General features: G+C 63.1%; 22 protein-coding genes. 11 read left to right on the forward strand and 11 right to left on the reverse strand.

The features are described from left to right. Positions 1-16 precede the first annotated feature (16 nt). Positions 17-748 (forward strand): SGNH/GDSL hydrolase family protein, encoded by a 732-nt coding sequence (locus tag NKJ46_RS18250; RefSeq protein ID WP_352666267.1) that lies wholly within the window; start codon positions 17-19, stop codon positions 746-748. Between the two features lie 13 nt (positions 749-761). Here NKJ46_RS18250 and NKJ46_RS18255 read toward each other — a convergent pair whose 3' ends face one another. Beyond that, positions 762-923: a hypothetical protein gene (locus tag NKJ46_RS18255; protein WP_008873884.1), complete on the reverse strand. Its 162-nt coding sequence runs from the start codon at positions 921-923 to the stop codon at positions 762-764. A 203-nt stretch (positions 924-1,126) separates the two neighbouring features. Between NKJ46_RS18255 and NKJ46_RS18260 the strand changes: the two genes are divergently transcribed. From NKJ46_RS18260 to NKJ46_RS18270, 3 genes are all read left to right on the forward strand, one after another. Further along, complete coding sequence (locus NKJ46_RS18260; protein WP_254816537.1) at positions 1,127-1,294, forward strand: hypothetical protein; 168 nt, start codon at positions 1,127-1,129, stop codon at positions 1,292-1,294. A gap of 141 nt (positions 1,295-1,435) precedes the next feature. Beyond that, positions 1,436-1,843, forward strand: a complete 408-nt coding sequence (locus NKJ46_RS18265) for a hypothetical protein (protein WP_352666268.1) — start codon at positions 1,436-1,438, stop codon at positions 1,841-1,843. A gap of 18 nt (positions 1,844-1,861) precedes the next feature. After that, a complete protein-coding gene (locus NKJ46_RS18270) occupies positions 1,862-2,581 on the forward strand; it encodes a helix-turn-helix transcriptional regulator (RefSeq protein ID WP_023678491.1) in 720 nt (239 codons plus the stop codon). Positions 2,582-2,642: 61 nt separating this feature from the next. Here NKJ46_RS18270 and NKJ46_RS18275 read toward each other — a convergent pair whose 3' ends face one another. The 3 genes from NKJ46_RS18275 to NKJ46_RS18285 all read right to left on the reverse strand — a co-directional run bounded on the left by NKJ46_RS18275 (position 2,643) and on the right by NKJ46_RS18285 (position 5,007). After that, entirely contained in the window at positions 2,643-3,338 is a 696-nt protein-coding gene (locus NKJ46_RS18275) for a DUF1013 domain-containing protein (protein ID WP_292655650.1), read from the reverse strand. Between the two features lie 353 nt (positions 3,339-3,691). Continuing rightward, positions 3,692-3,832, reverse strand: coding sequence for a DUF1127 domain-containing protein (locus NKJ46_RS18280; protein ID WP_023678493.1), 141 nt, complete (start codon positions 3,830-3,832; stop codon positions 3,692-3,694). Between the two features lie 164 nt (positions 3,833-3,996). Further along, a complete protein-coding gene (locus NKJ46_RS18285; RefSeq protein WP_352666270.1) occupies positions 3,997-5,007 on the reverse strand; it encodes an NAD(P)H-quinone oxidoreductase in 1,011 nt (336 codons plus the stop codon). 124 nt (positions 5,008-5,131) lie between these two features. On the opposite strand from NKJ46_RS18285, the gene NKJ46_RS18290 reads away from it, so the two are divergent. The 3 genes from NKJ46_RS18290 to NKJ46_RS18300 all read left to right on the forward strand — a co-directional run bounded on the left by NKJ46_RS18290 (position 5,132) and on the right by NKJ46_RS18300 (position 6,989). Continuing rightward, on the forward strand, positions 5,132-5,326 hold the full coding sequence (locus NKJ46_RS18290; RefSeq protein WP_023678495.1) for a DUF1192 domain-containing protein: 195 nt from the start codon (positions 5,132-5,134) through the stop codon (positions 5,324-5,326). 96 nt (positions 5,327-5,422) lie between these two features. Next, on the forward strand, positions 5,423-6,670 hold the full coding sequence (locus NKJ46_RS18295; RefSeq protein WP_352465767.1) for an MFS transporter: 1,248 nt from the start codon (positions 5,423-5,425) through the stop codon (positions 6,668-6,670). A 31-nt stretch (positions 6,671-6,701) separates the two neighbouring features. Next, positions 6,702-6,989, forward strand: coding sequence for an ArsR/SmtB family transcription factor (locus NKJ46_RS18300; RefSeq protein ID WP_023678497.1), 288 nt, complete (start codon positions 6,702-6,704; stop codon positions 6,987-6,989). 142 nt (positions 6,990-7,131) lie between these two features. On the opposite strand, the gene NKJ46_RS18305 is transcribed toward NKJ46_RS18300, so the two are convergent. Both NKJ46_RS18305 and NKJ46_RS18310 read right to left on the reverse strand, forming a co-directional pair. Then, on the reverse strand, positions 7,132-7,788 hold the full coding sequence (locus NKJ46_RS18305) for a glutathione S-transferase family protein (RefSeq protein ID WP_352666272.1): 657 nt from the start codon (positions 7,786-7,788) through the stop codon (positions 7,132-7,134). A 54-nt stretch (positions 7,789-7,842) separates the two neighbouring features. Beyond that, positions 7,843-8,694 (reverse strand): alpha/beta fold hydrolase, encoded by an 852-nt coding sequence (locus NKJ46_RS18310; RefSeq protein WP_352666274.1) that lies wholly within the window; start codon positions 8,692-8,694, stop codon positions 7,843-7,845. Between the two features lie 96 nt (positions 8,695-8,790). On the opposite strand from NKJ46_RS18310, the gene NKJ46_RS18315 reads away from it, so the two are divergent. The 3 genes from NKJ46_RS18315 to NKJ46_RS18325 all read left to right on the forward strand — a co-directional run bounded on the left by NKJ46_RS18315 (position 8,791) and on the right by NKJ46_RS18325 (position 10,148). Then, positions 8,791-9,315 carry a winged helix-turn-helix transcriptional regulator gene (locus NKJ46_RS18315; protein ID WP_352666276.1) on the forward strand — a complete coding sequence of 175 codons (525 nt, stop codon included), beginning with the start codon at positions 8,791-8,793 and terminating at the stop codon, positions 9,313-9,315. A 76-nt stretch (positions 9,316-9,391) separates the two neighbouring features. Further along, entirely contained in the window at positions 9,392-9,622 is a 231-nt protein-coding gene (locus NKJ46_RS18320) for a hypothetical protein (protein ID WP_023678501.1), read from the forward strand. A 94-nt stretch (positions 9,623-9,716) separates the two neighbouring features. Beyond that, the gene (locus NKJ46_RS18325) at positions 9,717-10,148 is read left to right on the forward strand and encodes a GlcG/HbpS family heme-binding protein (protein WP_352666278.1); all 432 of its coding nucleotides are present in this window, start codon (positions 9,717-9,719) and stop codon (positions 10,146-10,148) included. A 10-nt stretch (positions 10,149-10,158) separates the two neighbouring features. Here NKJ46_RS18325 and NKJ46_RS18330 read toward each other — a convergent pair whose 3' ends face one another. The 3 genes from NKJ46_RS18330 to NKJ46_RS18340 form a co-directional block, all read right to left on the reverse strand. Beyond that, the gene (locus tag NKJ46_RS18330; RefSeq protein WP_023720966.1) at positions 10,159-10,560 is read right to left on the reverse strand and encodes a hypothetical protein; all 402 of its coding nucleotides are present in this window, start codon (positions 10,558-10,560) and stop codon (positions 10,159-10,161) included. A 199-nt stretch (positions 10,561-10,759) separates the two neighbouring features. Next, a complete protein-coding gene (gene rpmF, locus NKJ46_RS18335) occupies positions 10,760-10,942 on the reverse strand; it encodes a 50S ribosomal protein L32 (RefSeq protein ID WP_006203806.1) in 183 nt (60 codons plus the stop codon). A gap of 139 nt (positions 10,943-11,081) precedes the next feature. Beyond that, positions 11,082-11,840 carry a biosynthetic peptidoglycan transglycosylase gene (locus tag NKJ46_RS18340; protein WP_352540340.1) on the reverse strand — a complete coding sequence of 253 codons (759 nt, stop codon included), beginning with the start codon at positions 11,838-11,840 and terminating at the stop codon, positions 11,082-11,084. 97 nt (positions 11,841-11,937) lie between these two features. On the opposite strand from NKJ46_RS18340, the gene NKJ46_RS18345 reads away from it, so the two are divergent. Further along, positions 11,938-12,837 carry a polyprenyl synthetase family protein gene (locus tag NKJ46_RS18345; RefSeq protein WP_473600023.1) on the forward strand — a complete coding sequence of 300 codons (900 nt, stop codon included), beginning with the start codon at positions 11,938-11,940 and terminating at the stop codon, positions 12,835-12,837. Positions 12,838-13,005: 168 nt separating this feature from the next. Here NKJ46_RS18345 and NKJ46_RS18350 read toward each other — a convergent pair whose 3' ends face one another. Both NKJ46_RS18350 and gap read right to left on the reverse strand, forming a co-directional pair. Further along, on the reverse strand, positions 13,006-14,895 hold the full coding sequence (locus NKJ46_RS18350; RefSeq protein ID WP_352666279.1) for a potassium/proton antiporter: 1,890 nt from the start codon (positions 14,893-14,895) through the stop codon (positions 13,006-13,008). A gap of 216 nt (positions 14,896-15,111) precedes the next feature. Further along, the gene (gene gap, locus NKJ46_RS18355; protein ID WP_352465773.1) at positions 15,112-16,122 is read right to left on the reverse strand and encodes a type I glyceraldehyde-3-phosphate dehydrogenase; all 1,011 of its coding nucleotides are present in this window, start codon (positions 16,120-16,122) and stop codon (positions 15,112-15,114) included. Positions 16,123-16,131 lie beyond the last annotated feature (9 nt).

Consider the following 16,131-nt stretch of genomic DNA (forward strand, 5'->3'; position numbering starts at 1 on the left):
CTAAAAGGGACTTGCCATGCGGCGCTTTCCGACCCTTCTCACCTGGTTCGCCTTTCCGGTCTATGTCTGGCAAGGACTTGGCGTGCGTCGCCGCACCACCCGCATGCTGCCGGCACAAGGTCCGGTCATGCACGAGATATCTGGCCTGGCACCAGCAATCTCGGTTCTGGTGCTTGGCGATTCCTCCGCCGCCTCGGTAGGCATTGGCAATTCCGAAAACGGATTGGCCGCGCAACTCGCCGTTCTGATTGCGCAACGCACCGGCCGCACCGTGCGCTGGCGGGCGGCTGGCTTCAGCTCGGCAACCTCTGGCCAGATCCGCGATCATGTGCTGCCCAATCTATCGGCCGATCCGTGGACGCATATCGTGCTGGCCATCGGCACCAACGACACCAAGAATTTTCATTCGGTACCGCGCTTCAAGCGCGAGTTTGGCGGCCTGCTCTACGCGCTGCGCGCCAAATGGCCGGAGGCGCGCGTCGTGTGGTCGCCGGTGCTGGAGTTCACCCGGGCGCCGGCAATGCCGCCGCTGCTCGGGAAGATCCTCGAAATCCGCGCCGTCGAAATGAACCGGATGGGCGAGCGCCTTTGCCTCGAGCGCGGCGCCATACCGGCGCCCCGCCTGCCGATCACCGATGCCGAGGCCGGCTTTGCGTCGGATGGATTTCATGCTTCGGAAGCCGGCTACCGGGCCTGGGCGGAACATCTGGTCAGCCTGGTGCTCGCCAACGAACCGGGCGTCGCGTAGCGGGCCGCCGGCACTACGTCCAGTGCCCGAGCACCGCCGTGATCGAAATCGCCGCCATCGCCAGCAGCGCCAGCTTCCAGAAATCGCTGCGCCGCTTCAGTCCGGGCCAGCCGAGCGGCTTGATCAGCTGGATGACCATCATGGCGATGATGACGAGCGCGAGAAGTTTCGACATGCCGCCTTTGATCAGCATCGCGGCTGGCTGTCAAAGCGGCTCCGCGATCGCCGTCTTTCCACTGCGGCCCGCCTCTTTTCAGCGCTGGCTGGTCACCTCGGTGGACAAATCGGAATGCCGGTCACGAGAGCTGCACCCTCCTGACAGACTGCTGTCAGCAGGGGTGTGCGATAGTGCCTGCATCGAAAGAGAGGAGACCAGCGATGAACGGTTTTACCATTCTGCGTAGCGTGCAGCACTATGTCGGCAAGATCCGGACGATGCGCAACGAGATCCGCACCCAGCGTTTCATGAATACCCTGCCGGCAGACATCCGCAAGGATATTGGTTGGCCGGACATGTATGGCGACCGCCGCAATGGCGGCAATTGAGGCAAGCTTTCTGCGTGGCGTTTGGATGCGACCTAGCAACGAGCTGAAATGGGCATGCTGAAGCCTCCTGACAGTATGGTGTCAGGAGGCTCGTGCCATAGTGCGATGGCTGCCGGAGACGGATGGCCGAGAGGACGATCGATGAAAAGCTGGAACGACAGGCTGAACACGCCTGGCATCAACGGCATAAAACCGTCGCCACGCACCATCGGCGACGTCGTCGAAGGCCAGCCGATGCTCGTTCCTACAGCTCGCCAGGTCGATGCATTCATCCGCCCCATCCCCGAAGGCATGGAAATGGATATCCGCGCTTTGCGCACCGCTCTCGCCATCGAGCACGGTGCCGAGGTGACATGTCCGGTCACCATCGGCTATCATCTGAGCACCGTCGACGAGGCCGCCAACGAGGATCTTGAGCGCGGCATGGCGCTGAGCGACATTGCGCCGTTCTGGCGAGTGCTCGACGCAAGCACGCCGATAACGAGAAAACTGTCCTTCGGCGCGGCCTTCGTTGCCGCGCAGCGCAAGAGCGAAGGGCTGAAACGATAGACGCCGAGGGACCATACGATGCGCCGCGCCGACAGGCTCTTCCAGATCGTGCAGCATCTGCGTGGTGGCCGTCTGGTCACCGCCCAGAAGCTGGGCACGTGGCTCGAGGTTTCCGAGCGGACGATCTATCGCGACATCGCCGACCTGCAGTCGACCGGCGTGCCGATCGACGGCGAGGCTGGTGTCGGCTACATGATGAGGGAGGGTTTCGACCTTCCGCCGCTGATGTTCACGCGTGACGAGATCGTCGCGCTGGTCGCCGGCGCCCGCATGGTGCGCGCCTTTGGCGGCGCGGCCATGGCGCGAGCCGCCGACGAGGCGCTGGTCAAGATCGGCGCCGTGTTGCCCGACGCCGAAAAGGACCGCATCGCCCGTACCGAGATCCACACGCCGATGTGGGTGGTAAGCGATGCCGCCCGCGAAGCCATCGACCTGATCGAGCGGTCCATCGAGAAACGTCAGGTGCTGACCATCGACTATTCGGATGAGGCCGGCCGCAGCACCGCGCGCGACATCCGCCCGCTCGGCCTGTGGTTCTGGGGCAAGGTGTGGACCTTGGTCGCCTGGTGCGAGATGCGCGGCGATTTCCGCGCCTTCCGCATCGACCGCATCGCCTCGGTGGTCATCGCCGGCCGCACCTTCAAGCCGGAGCGCGGCAAGCAGCTCGCCGATTTCTACCGCGCGGTGGAACGCAGCGAGGACTACGGCATGGCGCCGGACCGGGCGGCGCGAAGCTGACACGGAAGATCACAAAAAAAAGCCCGCTTGAAAGCGGGCTTTTTTGTTGTGGATGCGAGACCTACTCCTCTTCGTCGGCGTCCTTGTCCTTCGACTTCAGCGCCGAAAGCTTGGCGAAGACGGCGTTGGCGTCGAGTTCGCGGTCCTCGTCCTTCGGCTTTTCCGGCGCCGGCACCAGCCGTTCGGTCAAGGCGGCCGGCAGCAGCGTATCGCCGACCGGCTGCGCCTGCTCGCGGCCGCGCGAGGCGCGGTTGATTTCCATGTCGAGGTCGATCTGCGACGTCAGGCCGAGTGTCACCGGATCCATCGGCTGGAGATTGGCGGAGTTCCAGTGCTTTCTGTCGCGGATCTGGTCGATTGTCGACTTCGTCGTGCCGACAAGGCGGGCAATCTGCGCATCCTTGAGCTCGGGATGGTTGCGCACCAGCCAGAGGATGGCGTTGGGCCGGTCCTGGCGCTTCGACAGCGGCGTATAGCGCGGACCCTTGCGCTTGGATTCCGGCACCCGCACCTTGGGATCGGAGAGCTTCAGCCGGTGGTTCGGGTCCTTCTCGGCGCGCGCGATCTCGTCGCGAGTGAGCTGGCCGGTCATGATCGGGTCCATGCCCTTGATGCCTTGCGCCGACTCGCCGTCGGCGATCGCCTTGACTTCAAGCGGATGCAGTCCGCAGAACTGCGCGATCTGCTCGAAGGAAAGCGCTGTGTTGTCAACCAGCCAGACGGCGGTCGCCTTTGGCATCAGCAGCGTATTGGCCATTACAAAAATCCTTCTCGTTCGCCCGCGTTCCCGCGCGGGCGGTGGTTTAGAGCCACCAAAATGGGAAAATCGCGGTCTATATAACCGCTCGCTCGCCGTTTCGCAATGATTTTGGCAGGCGCGCGCCAAGGACGGCACGGCACCGCGACCGGCAGACCGCGAAGGGTCGGCAGATGACGCCATGCAATCGGAGCTTCAAAAAGACAAAGCCCGCCAGACCAAGGTCGGGCGGGCTCGGAACCGGCGACGGAAATCCGTCTGCTGCGGCTCTGGCTTCTAAGGCTTGATCCCGAACCGCGGCTCGGCGTTGCGGAAAAGCAGCGCCCGGTCTTTGGGCGGGATCGTCCTCGAGATCAAAGCCCTTTGCGGGCGATTCTTTCGATATCGCCGCGGTTGATGCCGAGGTCGTTGAGCTGACGAGCGTTCAGCCGGTTCAGTTCGCGCACGGTTTCGTTGTACATGCGCCAGTTACGGAAAGCGCGGATCGGGTTCATGGTAGTCCTCCATTTCGTTGGATCATTCGTTTCGATGACGCGTAAATAGGCATCGCTGCTCAGGAATTGAACAGACGCTTTTGCATGGCCGCAATGCGTTTGTTGCATTGCAGCATTAAGCTTTCGTTCAGCCTGTTGGGGCGTGCGTCTCGGACGATATGTTCCTAGCCGACGTCGAGCACGATCTTGCCGATATGTTCGCCGTCTTCCATCCGCTCATGCGCCCGCCAGGCCTCCTTGAGCGGGAAGATCATATCCATGACGGGCGCCACCTTGCGGCTGCCGAGCAACGGCCACACCTGCGCCTCGAGTGCTGCGGCGATTGCCGCCTTGAATTCGACGGTGCGCGGCCTGAGCGTCGAGCCGGTGTGGACGAGCCGCTTGACCATGAGTTTCGAGAAATCGGCGCTGGCAACCGCCCCGCCCTGCGTGGCGATCTGAACGATGCGGCCTTCCAGCGCCGCAGCCTCGTAGTTTCGCGCGACATAATCGCCGCCGACCATGTCGAGGATGACATTGGCGCCCTTGCCGCCGGTCGCCTCCTTTACCGCGGCGACGAAGTCCTCCTCGCGGTAGTTGATCGCCCGGTCGGCGCCGAGCTTGAGGCAGGCTTCGCATTTCTCCTTGCTGCCGGCGGTGGTGATGACATAGGCGCCGAAAGCGGCAGCAAGCTGGATCGCCGTGCTGCCGATACCCGACGAGCCGCCATGCACGAGCAGCGTCTCGCCGCTCTTCAGGCCGCCGCGCTCGAAGACATTGTGCCAAATAGTGAAGTAGTTTTCCGGCAGCGCCGCCGCTTCGGTGTAGGTAAAGCCGGGGGGCAGCGGCAGCACGCTGCCGGCATGAACCTTGACATATTCGGCATAGCCGCCGCCCGCCGTCAGCGCGCAGACCCGGTCGCCGACGCGCCAGCGCGATATCTCGTCACCAAGGGCAGCGACTTCGCCTGCCGCTTCCAGGCCCGGCAGATCCGACGCTCCCGGCGGTGGCGGATAGGCGCCCTTGCGCTGCTGCACGTCCGGCCGGTTGACGCCGGCGGCCCGCACCCGGATCAGGATCTCGCCGGGACCGGGAACCGGTACGTCGCGGGTTTCCGGTTTCAGCACCCGCGGCCCGCCCGGTTCCGATATGGCGATCGCCATCATCTTCGCCGGAATTTTCTGTGCGTTCGCCATGAATTTTCCCGTCGTGCTTCGCCGGTTTCTTGTGCCAGCTCTTGCCGGCCATTTGCATCCATACCCTTGCCCTATGTATGCTCATTGGCAAATCAGGCAAATGGGCAATCACGGAGGAGCGACGATGGCGATCTTCGACGACGAACCCAAGAAGAAAGCGCGCCCGCACGAGATCGGGCAGGATCTGTCGCTGCTTTCCGTCGATGAATTGTCCGAGCGGATCGGCATCCTGCGTGACGAGATTGCCCGGCTGGAAGCCGAGCTCAAGACCAAGGGCTCCACCAAGTCGGCGGCAGAGGCGCTGTTTCGCCGCGGATAGTACTGCGGGTAATTCCAAAAGCTCGGGCACGCCGCCGAAAAGCCCGAATGCCGCTGTCTCCAGACTTGTGCCCCAAACCCCCAGCCGGATTGAAAAATGTTCGCAAGCTACAGACCGATCCTCTCGCTGCTGCGCGGCACCGCGTTCCTGCTGGCGGCATCTGGGCTGCATGGGCTGCTGTTGCCGCTGCGCGGTCAGGTGGAGGGCTTCTCGACGGCATCGCTCGGCCTGATGGGCACGGCTTGGGCTGGCGGCTTCGTCACCGGCTGCTTCTTTGCGCCACGCATCGTGCGCCGCGCCGGTCATGTCAGGGCTTTCGGTGCCTTTGCCGCATCGGGAGCGATCGTCGCATTGCTCACCGGCCTGATCATCGACGAATATACCTGGATCCTGCTGCGCGCCTTCACCGGCTTCACCATGGCGGGCGCCTTCATGGTCATCGAAAGCTGGCTCAACGAGAAAGCCACCAACGAAAACCGCGGCACCGTCTTCGGTCTCTATATGATGGTCACCTATGCCTCGATCATGGGCGGTCAGATGATCGTTGCCGGCGGCGATGTGAAATCGGCGTCGCTGTTCATGATCACTGGCATTCTGTTCTGCCTGTCGCTGATCCCGACGGCGGTCTCGACGGCGTCGCACCCCAAGCCGCTGCAGGACGTGTCGCTCGACGTCAAAGGGCTCTACATCAATTCGCCGGTATCGGCGATCGCCTGCGTGCTGATCGGCATCGCCAACGGCGCCTGGGGTACGCTTGGTGCCGTCTATGGAGCGCGCATCGGCATCTCGACAGCCGAGATCGCGCTGATGATGAGCCTGGTGGTCATTGCCGGCGCCGCCATGCAGCTTCCGGCCGGGCGGCTCTCCGACACGACGGACCGTCGTTTTGTGCTGGCGGGCGCGGCTTTCGGCGCTGCGCTGTTCGCCATCGCCATCTTCCTGTTCGAACCGCGCTCCGGCGTCTTCGTCATCGTCTGCACCGCCGCCTACGGCGCCTTCGCCTACACGCTCTATTCGATCGCGGTGGCGCATGCCAATGACCATGCGCGCTCGGAGGACTTCGTCAAAGTGTCGGGCGGCCTGCTGCTGCTTTATGGCTTCGGCACGATGATCGGTCCACTGGTGGCCGCCGGCCTGATGGGCTGGATGCGTCCCGAGGGGCTGTTCCTGGCCACTGCGCTCGCACATCTCAGCCTGGCCGGCTATACGCTGCTGCGCATCAGCCGTCGCGCGCCGGTGCCGATCGAAGGCCGCGATGCCTTCAAGACCCAGCCGGCCGATCGTTCGGTGACGCCGGAAGCGTTGCGGCTCGACCCGCGCAGAAAAGCTGAAACCGACGGTTGAGATTCGGGGCGCTTTGCCCCACAAATAAGGCATGATGCTTTCCGACGCCTTCATGGCGATTGCCGATCCCAACCGGCGCCATCTCTTGGAAGAGCTCCGGCGCGGACCGAAGACCGTCAACGAATTGGCATCCGGCTTGCCGGTGTCCCGCCCGGCCGTTTCGCAGCACCTGAAGGTCCTGCTTGATGCCGGGCTGGTCAACGCCAAGCCGGAAGGCACCAGGCGCGTCTATACGGTCAGCAATGCCGGCTTCCTGAAGCTCAACATCTGGCTCGACCAGTTCTGGGATGCGGAGCAGCTCGGTTCACCCGGAAGCTGAGGGGCGTCGTCAGCGCGTCGAGCAACTATGCAGCATCGGGCCTAGAGCAATTCCAGGAAAGTGTGAAACGGCTTTCCGTCCGGAATTGCGCAAAAACAAAGAGATAGAGCGGTTCGGCGTTTCCGTGAAACGATGAACCACTCTAGCCATTGTTGTAGGGGAAGAGCTTGAAATAAGGCTGCGCTTCCTCGATCACACGGGCAATCGACGGGCGTTGCAGCAACCGGTCGTGATAGCGCCTGACCGCAGGATATTCGTCTCCGAACGGCTCGACCTTGTTGGCGTAGAACAGCGCGGGGGCGGCAGCGCAGTCGGCCATGGTGAAGCTCGCACCCACCGCCCATGTCCTCGACGGCATGTCCTGTTCAATGACGGCGTAGGAGCTGCGCAGCTGGGTGCGCGCCTGCTCGACGCCGAACGGATCGGTCTTGCCCTCCGGCCGCAGCCGGTCGCCGACGATCTTCTGCATCGGTTCCTGGACGTAGAAGTCATAGAAGCGGTCGGCGAGCCGGGTCTGGCGAGCGAGATCGAGATCGGCGGGGATCAGTTCGACCGGCCCAGGATAATACGCGTTGAGATATTCGATGACGATCGTCGATTCCGGCACGGTCCGATCCAGCGCTTCATCACGCAGTACCGGCATCTTGCCGAGCGGCCACAATTTCAGGAACGCCGCGCGCGACTGTTCATTGCCGAGATCGACAACGACGGATGTGAATGGCGTGCCGTTTTCATAGAGCGCGATCAGCGGCTTCCAGCAGAAGGAGGCCAGTGGATGAAGATGCATAGTCAGGGACATGTTTGTCGTTCCTTGGGTGGCTCGTCTCGCGGAAATTCGGTGTCGGGTCGGGTACTATTTGGCCTGGCTGTGGGTCACGATGGCATCGATGATCGCGGCCCAGTCGTCGGGATGCAGCTCGTGGCCGCCGCTCTCGATCCGGAGCAGCCTTGCACCGGCGACCGCGTCGGCAAGAGCGGCGCCATGCTCGACTGGAAAGATGGGATCGTCGGTGCCGTGGATAACGAGGAGCGGGATTTTCATGTCGCGCAGCCGACCCGTCCAGTCCTCGCCGCTCCCATCTTCGCCACTCTTGAGCATGAAATGATTGGTCGCACTTAGAAAACCGCCGGACCGGTCATAATCCTGTTCGACGAAAGCTCGCGTTCGCTGCTCGTCGAAAGAGTGCGCGGCACCGGTGAGCGCATGTGCGTCCTTGACGATGAAATCGACCACTTGGCCACGGTCCGACCAGTCGACCTTGGCGCCTTCGGCCGAGTGTTTCCTATAGGCCTCGGTGGTTCCGGGCAGATGCGAAGTATCGATGCCCAGGGGCGAGCTGCTGATCACCGTCAGCGAAGTGACGCGCGACGGGTATTTCAACGCAACGAGCTGCGCGATCATGCCGCCCATCGACATGCCGACCACATGCGCCTTTCGGATTCCATGGTCGTCAAGGACGCGGATGGCATCGTCCGCCATGTCGTCGAATGTATAAGGCGGCTCGCTCGGCGCGTATTTGGTCGAACGGCCGGTATCGCGATTGTCATAGCGGATCACGAAGCGACCTTCGCCGGCCAGCTTCCGGCAAAACGCTTCGGGCCACCAGAGCATGGAAGCCATGGCGCCCATGATCAACAATACCGCCGGATGGGCCGGATCGCCGAAGGTCTGGGATACGATTTCGGGGTGTTCGGCGTTTTTCATGGCTTTCCTCCTTCGGCTTCCAATCCGATTGCATTTCGCAATCAGTTGCACGATAGTAAAACCGATACGATAATGCAACCGGTTTTGGAGATTCGCATGAACATCGATCGTCGGTCCGGATGCCCCATCAACCTGTCGCTCGAAGTGTTCGGCGACCGGTGGAGCCTGATCATCCTTCGCGACATCATCTTCGGCGGCAGACGCCACTTTCGCGAACTGCTCAACGGCTCGATGGAGGGCATCGCCTCCAACATCCTCGCCGACCGGCTGAAGCGGCTGATGGAGCTCGGCATGCTGACCAAGGCGGATGATCCCTCCCACAAGCAGAAGGTGATCTACAGTCTGACCGAAATGGCGATCACGCTGGTGCCGATCCTGGCGCATCTCGGCGCCTGGGGCCGGGTCTGGCTGCCGGTCAGCGAAGAGCTCTCTATCCGTGCCGAGCTTCTGGAAAAAGGCGGCCCGCCGATGTGGGATAAGTTCATGAACGAGTTGCGCCACGAGCATCTGGGTGCGTCTCCTGCGCCATCCGAGCCCACCGTCCGCGCGACTTTGCAGGCCGGATACGATGCGGTGATCGCCCGCAACGCGCGGGGCATCGGCTGCGATCTGGCGCCATGACCAACATATTTTCCCAATTGCGGGCTGGCTCTGCTATCAAGGGGCTGAAGATAATTCACGGGATTGGATAACGCTCTTGGTCGAGAACTCTAAGGACACTGCCCGTGCGCGGGCCGATTTGCGGTTCAAGAAACAGGAAGAGGCAGCCACGGTCCGCCAGAAGGCGATGGCGGAATATGTCGCCGAGAGCGACGCTCGCCAAGCCAAGACCAACAAGCTGCGGGCGCTGCGCCTCGCCAAGGAAGCGGAAGACCTAGCCAATGCGCCTCCCGCCCCGGTGAAGAAGCCTCGCGCCAAGAAAAAATAAACCGGCGCTCCCAGACGCATGCTTCATTTCGCACACGAAACAGTTCACCGGGATGTTTCTGCCGGTTGATAACTGGCGCGTTTAGGAGACCGGCATGACCGCACTGACGCTCGACAAAGCCCTTGAAATCATCGCCGCCGCCTTTGCCAAGGGTGCCGAGCTCAAGCTCAGGCCGCTTGGCGTCTCGGTGCTCGACGCCGGCGCCCATCTGGTCGCGTTCCAGCGTCAGGACGGCGCCTCGTTCCTGCGTCCGCAAATGTCGGCCGGTAAGGCCTATGGCGCACTCGGTATCGGCATGGGCTCGCGCCGGGTGGAAGCTTTCGCCAGGGAGCGCCCGCATCTGATCGCCGGCATCTCCGACGTGTCGGGCGGGCGCATCCTGGCGGTCGTCGGCGGCGTGCTGATCCGCGACGAGGCTGGTACGATCATCGGCGCGGTCGGTATTTCCGGCGATACGTCCGACAATGACGAAACGGCAGCCATCGCCGGCATCGAGGCGGCTGGCTTTAGCGCCGACCCGGGCTGAGCCGGGATCCTTAATTCATGTTGATGTCGCGGCTGGCCGACCGCATCGACACCGAAAAGCCGGCCAGCACATCGATCAGCGCTATGACCATCAGTGTGAAGAAAACGGAATGGGCGGCGCCCTTCACCAGCAGGAACTCGACCAGATAGGCCACAAAGACGAAGGTCGACAAAAGGTGGTCCATGATCGAGGCATTTGTCGTGCGCGTCGATTTCACCACTTCGACGAACAAGAAGATCAGTGCGATCAGCACGATGAGATCGCCGAGGGTCATAGAGAACACGCCACCCGACATCATCCGGACCGAAAACATTTCGGTCGCCCACGGATCGTCGCCGCTGCCGAATATTCCCAGAAGCCCGAGATTGTAGAGGATGAAAGGCACGATCAGCAGCGGGATGGCACCGAACATGTGGCGGCTCCGGTTGGACTGATCTTTGTAGAGTGCGCCCGGCGTTCGTCGTCAAGAATTTTCGTGCGGCCGATAAACACGGACAAAGACGGCGTGAAACAACAATGTCAGGCCCGACTGATATGATCGGTTGTCGCAAACGCAAAAAGACCGGCCAATGGCCGGTCGTTTCGCAACCCATAAACCGTCGAAAGCTCTCTCAGCTTTCCTTCGGCTCCAGAACCTGGCGACCGCGATACATGCCGGTCTTCAGGTCGATATGGTGCGGACGGCGCATCTCGCCGGAGTTCTTGTCCTCGACATAGGTCGGGGCCTTCAGTGCGTCGGCAGAACGGCGCATGCCGCGCTTCGACGGAGAGGTTTTTCGTTTCGGAACGGCCATGGATATGCTCCACTACATGGTCAAAACGCCCCGGCGGCCCTCGTGAAAGGGCCACATCAGGGGCCGGAATCTGAGAAAGTCGGGTGCCTATACACGCCCGACGGCGTTTTGGCCAGCGTCGCCGTGTTTTTTTTTGACACTATCGCAGGCAACCGACGTAGGCGCCTGCGCGGCCTGCGCGCCGTTCGATCAATGCGGCAAGCCGCCTCAGTCCCGGCCCAGGCTTTGCCGGATTGCGCACGATCGGATTCGGCAAGGTGACGGCAAGCAGCGCTGCCTGCCGGCGCGACAGCTGTTTTGCCGAGACGCCGAAATGATGCTGGGCGGCGGCCTCGATGCCGTAGATGCCCGGTCCCCATTCGGCGATGTTGAGGTAGATCTCCATGATCCGCCGTTTCGACAGCACCGCATCGAAATAGACGGCCAGCGGCAGTTCGACGACCTTACGGACCGAGCCCAACGGCCGCGACCATAGATAAAGGTTCTTTACCGTCTGCATGGTGATGGTCGAGGCGCCACGCGTCATCTCGCCGGCAAGCGCATCGTCAACGACGCCGCGCAACTCGCCCAGATCGACGCCGCGATGGAAACAGAACTGCCCGTCCTCCGACATGATGACCGAATATGCCAGCACCGGCGCGACATCGTCGATGGAAACCCAGCGCCGATCGTAGCCGGAAAACGTCGCCAGGTCCTTCAGCATCAATGTCGACACCGGATGCACGAATGACGGCAGGTACAGGAAGGTCAGCACCACCGGCACCAGCGCCAGCACGACGGCGACGGCGATGCCGCGCCGGACCCAGCGTTGAAGACCGATGCGGCTGCCGCGTCTCGGTCTCGCCATGTCCAACCCTTCGGTTTCGTGATCGACGATCGGTTCCGCCAAGCCACCCAATCCGCGCTGCTCCCTGCCCCCGGCATAATGGCGCTTGGCTTCTTGCGCAACGTCTGAGTGTCGGCTACCGCTCCCGACCATGACGAAAGACGACCAAATGGCATTCGAAGCTGCACTTATTGCCCGGGCAGTTCCGCTCGAGGCGCTGCTGAGGCGATTGCTCGACGGACGGACGCTTTCAGGCGAGGTCGCGCGGCCCGAACGCCTGATGGCGGCCATGCGACATGGCGTGCTGAACGGCGGCAAACGACTGCGTCCCTTCTTGGTCATGGAAAGTGCTGCACTATTTTCAGCCGACGGCGAGGCGGCGCTGCGCGTCGCGGCGGCGCTCGAATGCGTGCACTGCTATTCGCTCATCCATGACGATCTGCCGGCCATGGACGACGACGATCTGCGCCGCGGCCAGCCGACTGTACACAGGGCTTTCGATGAGGCGACCGCCATTCTTGCGGGCGACGCCTTATTGACGCTTGCTTTCGACATCCTTGCCGACGATGCGACAATGCTGCCGGCCGAGCGTAGGGCAGGGTTGGTGCTGGCTCTGGCCCGCGCCGCCGGGGCGGGAAGCATGGTCGGCGGCCAGATGCTCGATCTCGAGGCCGAACAAGGCCGGCCGGACGAGGCCGGCATCATCCGGCTGCAGGCGATGAAAACCGGTGCGCTGATCCGCTTTGCCTGCGAAGCGGGCGCTATCCTTGCCGGTGCGCCGTCGGGCGACCGCGAAAGGTTGGCCGAATTTGGTTCCGCGATCGGGCTTGCTTTTCAACTTGCCGACGATCTGCTCGACCTGACCGCCGACGCGCATCAGATGGGCAAGGCGACCGGCAAGGATGCCGCGGCCGGCAAGGCGACGCTGGTCGCGCTGCACGGACCGGGCTGGGCGCGGGACCAGCTCCATGGCCTCGTCGATCAGGCTCATGCGCTGCTCGAGCCCTATGGCGAACAAGCCGCGCTTCTGAAACAGGCGGCGGAGTTCGTCGCGGCCCGCAACAATTAAAGCGCCCCTATGGCGCGCCGGAGAATTGGCGACTGATCGGCCGGATGCCCTCGCAGCCGACCGATCGGGATCATTTCCGGCGATGTCGGACCACATCGGCCCGCCACGCCAGTTGCCGAGCCATTCTTCAGCCTCGCGGCCGGGTTCCGCGGCTCGGGTGGACAGCGGTCAGCCTTCGCCAGTTGTCTTTTCCACCACGGGCGGCCGAACCGGTTCCAGCTCGGCCGCCGCCTCGGCCGCCTGCGCCTCGGCTGGCTTGCGCCGGTTGCGGATGAACGCGGCAATGCGGTCGCGGATTTCACCGGCGCTGAGGAATACCGGAACGCGCGCCACCGGGGCGGTCGGCTCAAAGGACAGGCCAAGGCCGGTGATCCTGCCCTTGTCGTCGACGTCGCGAACGATCAGCTCGATCGGACCGAGCAGCACGCGGTCGGCGTATTCGGCGTGGCCGCCGAGCCGCGTAGTAACCAGGTCGCCAATGCTGAGCTTGCGCTCCGCTTCGGTCAGGCCCGGCGCATAGGCGGTCTCCAGTTCCTCGGCGGAGCGTGACGGATCGACGGCGAAGGCCCCGAAGAAATCCGCGTCCTCGGGATCGACCACGGCACGGCTGGCGAACAGCTTGTCGAGCAGGCGCGGATAGCGGTCCGGCACGAAGATGTAGACATGGTCGCCGGCCGCCAGCCGGCCCATGTCCTGGAAGCGCATCGAGCGTCCGTCGCGCAACACCAGCGACGGCCGCGCCCAGCGCGGAATGCGTTCGCCGCGCGCGACCGGGCTACCAGGTGCCACGCGATAGGCGAGAAGCTCATGATGGGCGGAGCCCGGCAGTTCCAATTCGACCTTGTCGAGCGGTCCCAGCCGAGCCGGCACGATAAGGCCGAGGCGGCGTGCCAGCGGCCCGACGGTCCATCCCTGGATGATCAGCGAGACCAGCACGATGATAAAGGCGGTGTTGAAGATGAGGCGACCGTTCTCAAGGCCGCCGAGCAGCGGCGTGATGGCAAGCAGGATCGACACGGCGCCACGCAGGCCGACCCATGAGACGAAGGCGACTTCCGGGCGTGGCAGACGAAATGGCACCAGGCAGAGCCAGACCGCGATTGGCCGTGCCACAAATATCAGGAACAGGCCGAGCAGAACTGCCGGCACCAGGATCGCCGGAAATTGCGAAGGCGTCGCGAACAGGCCGAGGATCAGGAACATGATGATCTGCGCCAGCCACGACATGCCGTCCTGGAAGCGCTTGAGGATGGTGACGGCCCGGATATCGGAATTGCCGGCGATCAAGCCTGCGAGATAGACCGCCAGGAAGCCGGATCCGCCGACGGCGCCGGCGGCAGCAAACACCATCAGCGACAGCGTCAGCACGAAGATCGGCAGCAGGCCGTGATCGAGATTGAGGCGATCGACAAGGCGCACGATGGCCATGCCGCCGAGAATGCCGATGACCGCGCCGAGCCCCATGTTGACAAGGAAGCCGACGGCAAGATCGGCGACCAGCACCTTGGCCTCGGGGTGGGTGTTGGCGGCGATGACCTCGACCAGCGTGATGGTCAGGAAGATGGCGATCGGGTCATTGGTGCCGGATTCCACCTCGAGCGTGGACCGCACGCGCTCGCGCAAATTGATCTCGCCGGCGCGCAGCAGGAAGAACACCGCCGCGGCGTCGGTCGAGGCGACAGCGGCACCGAGCAGGAAGGATTCCAGCCAGGTCAGGTCGAGCAGATAATAGGCGGCGGCGCCGAACAGGCCGGTGGTCAAAAGGACGCCGAATGTGGCCAGCGACAGCGCCGGCCCGGCCGCCTGCCGCAAGGCGTTGAGCGGCGTGCCGAAGCCGGAATCGAAAAGGATGACCGCCAGCGCCAATGAGCCGGCAAAATAAGCAACTCGGGCATTGTCGAAATGGATGCCGAGACCGTCGGTTCCGGTGGCGAGGCCGATGCAGAGAAACAGCAGCAGGAGAGGGGCGCCGAAGCGGAAGGCGATCAGGCTCGAAAACGCGGCGGCAACGACAAGTGCTGCCCCAACGAGCGTCACCAGATAGATACCATGCTCCATTCGTTGGTCGCCCCTAGTCGATATGCTCAGGCATCACGGGAGAGTGGGGCGAAGACATGGCCGCTGCAAGGCAGCAGCGTGGCTTTTTGCCCCACGCTGCCGATCGTCGAAAGTTTTGGCACCCGAGCAGCGGAGCGTGCCTCGGCGGTTCGTGCTGCAACGAAAAACGCCCGGACTGAGCCGGGCGTCTTCCACGTCGAAAAGATGGTTCTGCGATCAGGCGATGGTCTTGCCGAAGGCGACGGCGGTATCGCCCATGCGGTTGGAAAAGCCCCACTCGTTGTCGTACCACGACAGCACCGAAACGAAGTTGCCGTCCATGACCTTGGTCTGGTCGAGCGCCACGATCGAGGAATGCGGATCGTGGTTGAAGTCGATCGAAACATTGGGGTGACGGGTAACGGCGAGGATGCCCTTCAGCTTGCCGTTCGAGGCAGTGATCACCGCGTCGTTGATTTCCTGGACGGTGGTCGGCCGCTTGGCGATGAACTTGAAATCGACGAGCGAGACGTTCGGGGTCGGCACGCGGATGGAGATGCCGTCGAGCTTGCCCTTGAGCTCGGGCAGTACCAGGCCGATGGCCTTGGCGGCACCGGTCGAGGTCGGAATCTGCGACAGCGCGGCGGCGCGGGCGCGGTAGAGGTCCTTGTGCATGGTGTCCAGCGTCGGCTGGTCGCCGGTGTAGGAATGGATCGTCGTCATCATGCCCTTCTCGATGCCGACCGCCTCATTCAGTACGGCCGCCAGCGGCGCCAGGCAGTTGGTGGTGCAGGAGGCGTTCGAGATGACGATGTGGTCCTTGGTCAGCTTGTCATGGTTGATGCCATAGACGACGGTGAGATCGGCGCCCTCTGCCGGAGCGGAGACGAGAACGCGCTTGGCACCGGCGGTCAGATGGGCGACGGCCTTGTCGCGGGCGGTGAAGATGCCGGTGCATTCGAGTGCGATGTCGATGCCAAGCTCCTTCCAGGGCAGTTGCGTCGGATCCTTGATCGCGGTGACTTTGAATTTTTCCTTGCCGACGATGATCTGGTCGCCGTCAACCGTCACCTCATGCGGAAAGCGGCCATGCACGCTGTCGAAGCGCAGCAGATGCGCGTTGGTCTCGACCGGGCCGAGATCGTTGACCGCGACGACGTCGATATCCTTGCGGCCTGATTCATGGATGGCGCGCAGGATGTTGCGGCCGATGCGGCCGAATCCGTTGATGGCAACTCTGACGGTCATTGTTCTCTC

This window comes from Mesorhizobium sp. M0166, from assembly GCF_040322255.1.
GTDB lineage: Bacteria > Pseudomonadota > Alphaproteobacteria > Rhizobiales > Rhizobiaceae > Mesorhizobium.

Excerpts from the sequence above, each read along its gene's own strand:
- NKJ46_RS18250 (WP_352666267.1), top strand. The coding sequence starts at position 17 with ATGCGGCGCTTTCCGACCCTTCTCACCTGGTTCGCCTTTCCGGTCTAT.
- NKJ46_RS18255 (WP_008873884.1), bottom strand. The coding sequence starts at position 923 with ATGTCGAAACTTCTCGCGCTCGTCATCATCGCCATGATGGTCATCCAG.
- NKJ46_RS18260 (WP_254816537.1), top strand. The coding sequence starts at position 1,127 with ATGAACGGTTTTACCATTCTGCGTAGCGTGCAGCACTATGTCGGCAAG.
- NKJ46_RS18265 (WP_352666268.1), top strand. The coding sequence starts at position 1,436 with ATGAAAAGCTGGAACGACAGGCTGAACACGCCTGGCATCAACGGCATA.
- NKJ46_RS18270 (WP_023678491.1), top strand. The coding sequence starts at position 1,862 with ATGCGCCGCGCCGACAGGCTCTTCCAGATCGTGCAGCATCTGCGTGGT.
- NKJ46_RS18275 (WP_292655650.1), bottom strand. The coding sequence starts at position 3,338 with ATGGCCAATACGCTGCTGATGCCAAAGGCGACCGCCGTCTGGCTGGTT.
- NKJ46_RS18280 (WP_023678493.1), bottom strand. The coding sequence starts at position 3,832 with ATGAACCCGATCCGCGCTTTCCGTAACTGGCGCATGTACAACGAAACC.
- NKJ46_RS18285 (WP_352666270.1), bottom strand. The coding sequence starts at position 5,007 with ATGGCGAACGCACAGAAAATTCCGGCGAAGATGATGGCGATCGCCATA.
- NKJ46_RS18290 (WP_023678495.1), top strand. The coding sequence starts at position 5,132 with ATGGCGATCTTCGACGACGAACCCAAGAAGAAAGCGCGCCCGCACGAG.
- NKJ46_RS18295 (WP_352465767.1), top strand. The coding sequence starts at position 5,423 with ATGTTCGCAAGCTACAGACCGATCCTCTCGCTGCTGCGCGGCACCGCG.
- NKJ46_RS18300 (WP_023678497.1), top strand. The coding sequence starts at position 6,702 with ATGATGCTTTCCGACGCCTTCATGGCGATTGCCGATCCCAACCGGCGC.
- NKJ46_RS18305 (WP_352666272.1), bottom strand. The coding sequence starts at position 7,788 with ATGTCCCTGACTATGCATCTTCATCCACTGGCCTCCTTCTGCTGGAAG.
- NKJ46_RS18310 (WP_352666274.1), bottom strand. The coding sequence starts at position 8,694 with ATGAAAAACGCCGAACACCCCGAAATCGTATCCCAGACCTTCGGCGAT.
- NKJ46_RS18315 (WP_352666276.1), top strand. The coding sequence starts at position 8,791 with ATGAACATCGATCGTCGGTCCGGATGCCCCATCAACCTGTCGCTCGAA.
- NKJ46_RS18325 (WP_352666278.1), top strand. The coding sequence starts at position 9,717 with ATGACCGCACTGACGCTCGACAAAGCCCTTGAAATCATCGCCGCCGCC.
- NKJ46_RS18330 (WP_023720966.1), bottom strand. The coding sequence starts at position 10,560 with ATGTTCGGTGCCATCCCGCTGCTGATCGTGCCTTTCATCCTCTACAAT.
- rpmF (WP_006203806.1), bottom strand. The coding sequence starts at position 10,942 with ATGGCCGTTCCGAAACGAAAAACCTCTCCGTCGAAGCGCGGCATGCGC.
- NKJ46_RS18345 (WP_473600023.1), top strand. The coding sequence starts at position 11,938 with ATGGCATTCGAAGCTGCACTTATTGCCCGGGCAGTTCCGCTCGAGGCG.
- NKJ46_RS18350 (WP_352666279.1), bottom strand. The coding sequence starts at position 14,895 with ATGGAGCATGGTATCTATCTGGTGACGCTCGTTGGGGCAGCACTTGTC.
- gap (WP_352465773.1), bottom strand. The coding sequence starts at position 16,122 with ATGACCGTCAGAGTTGCCATCAACGGATTCGGCCGCATCGGCCGCAAC.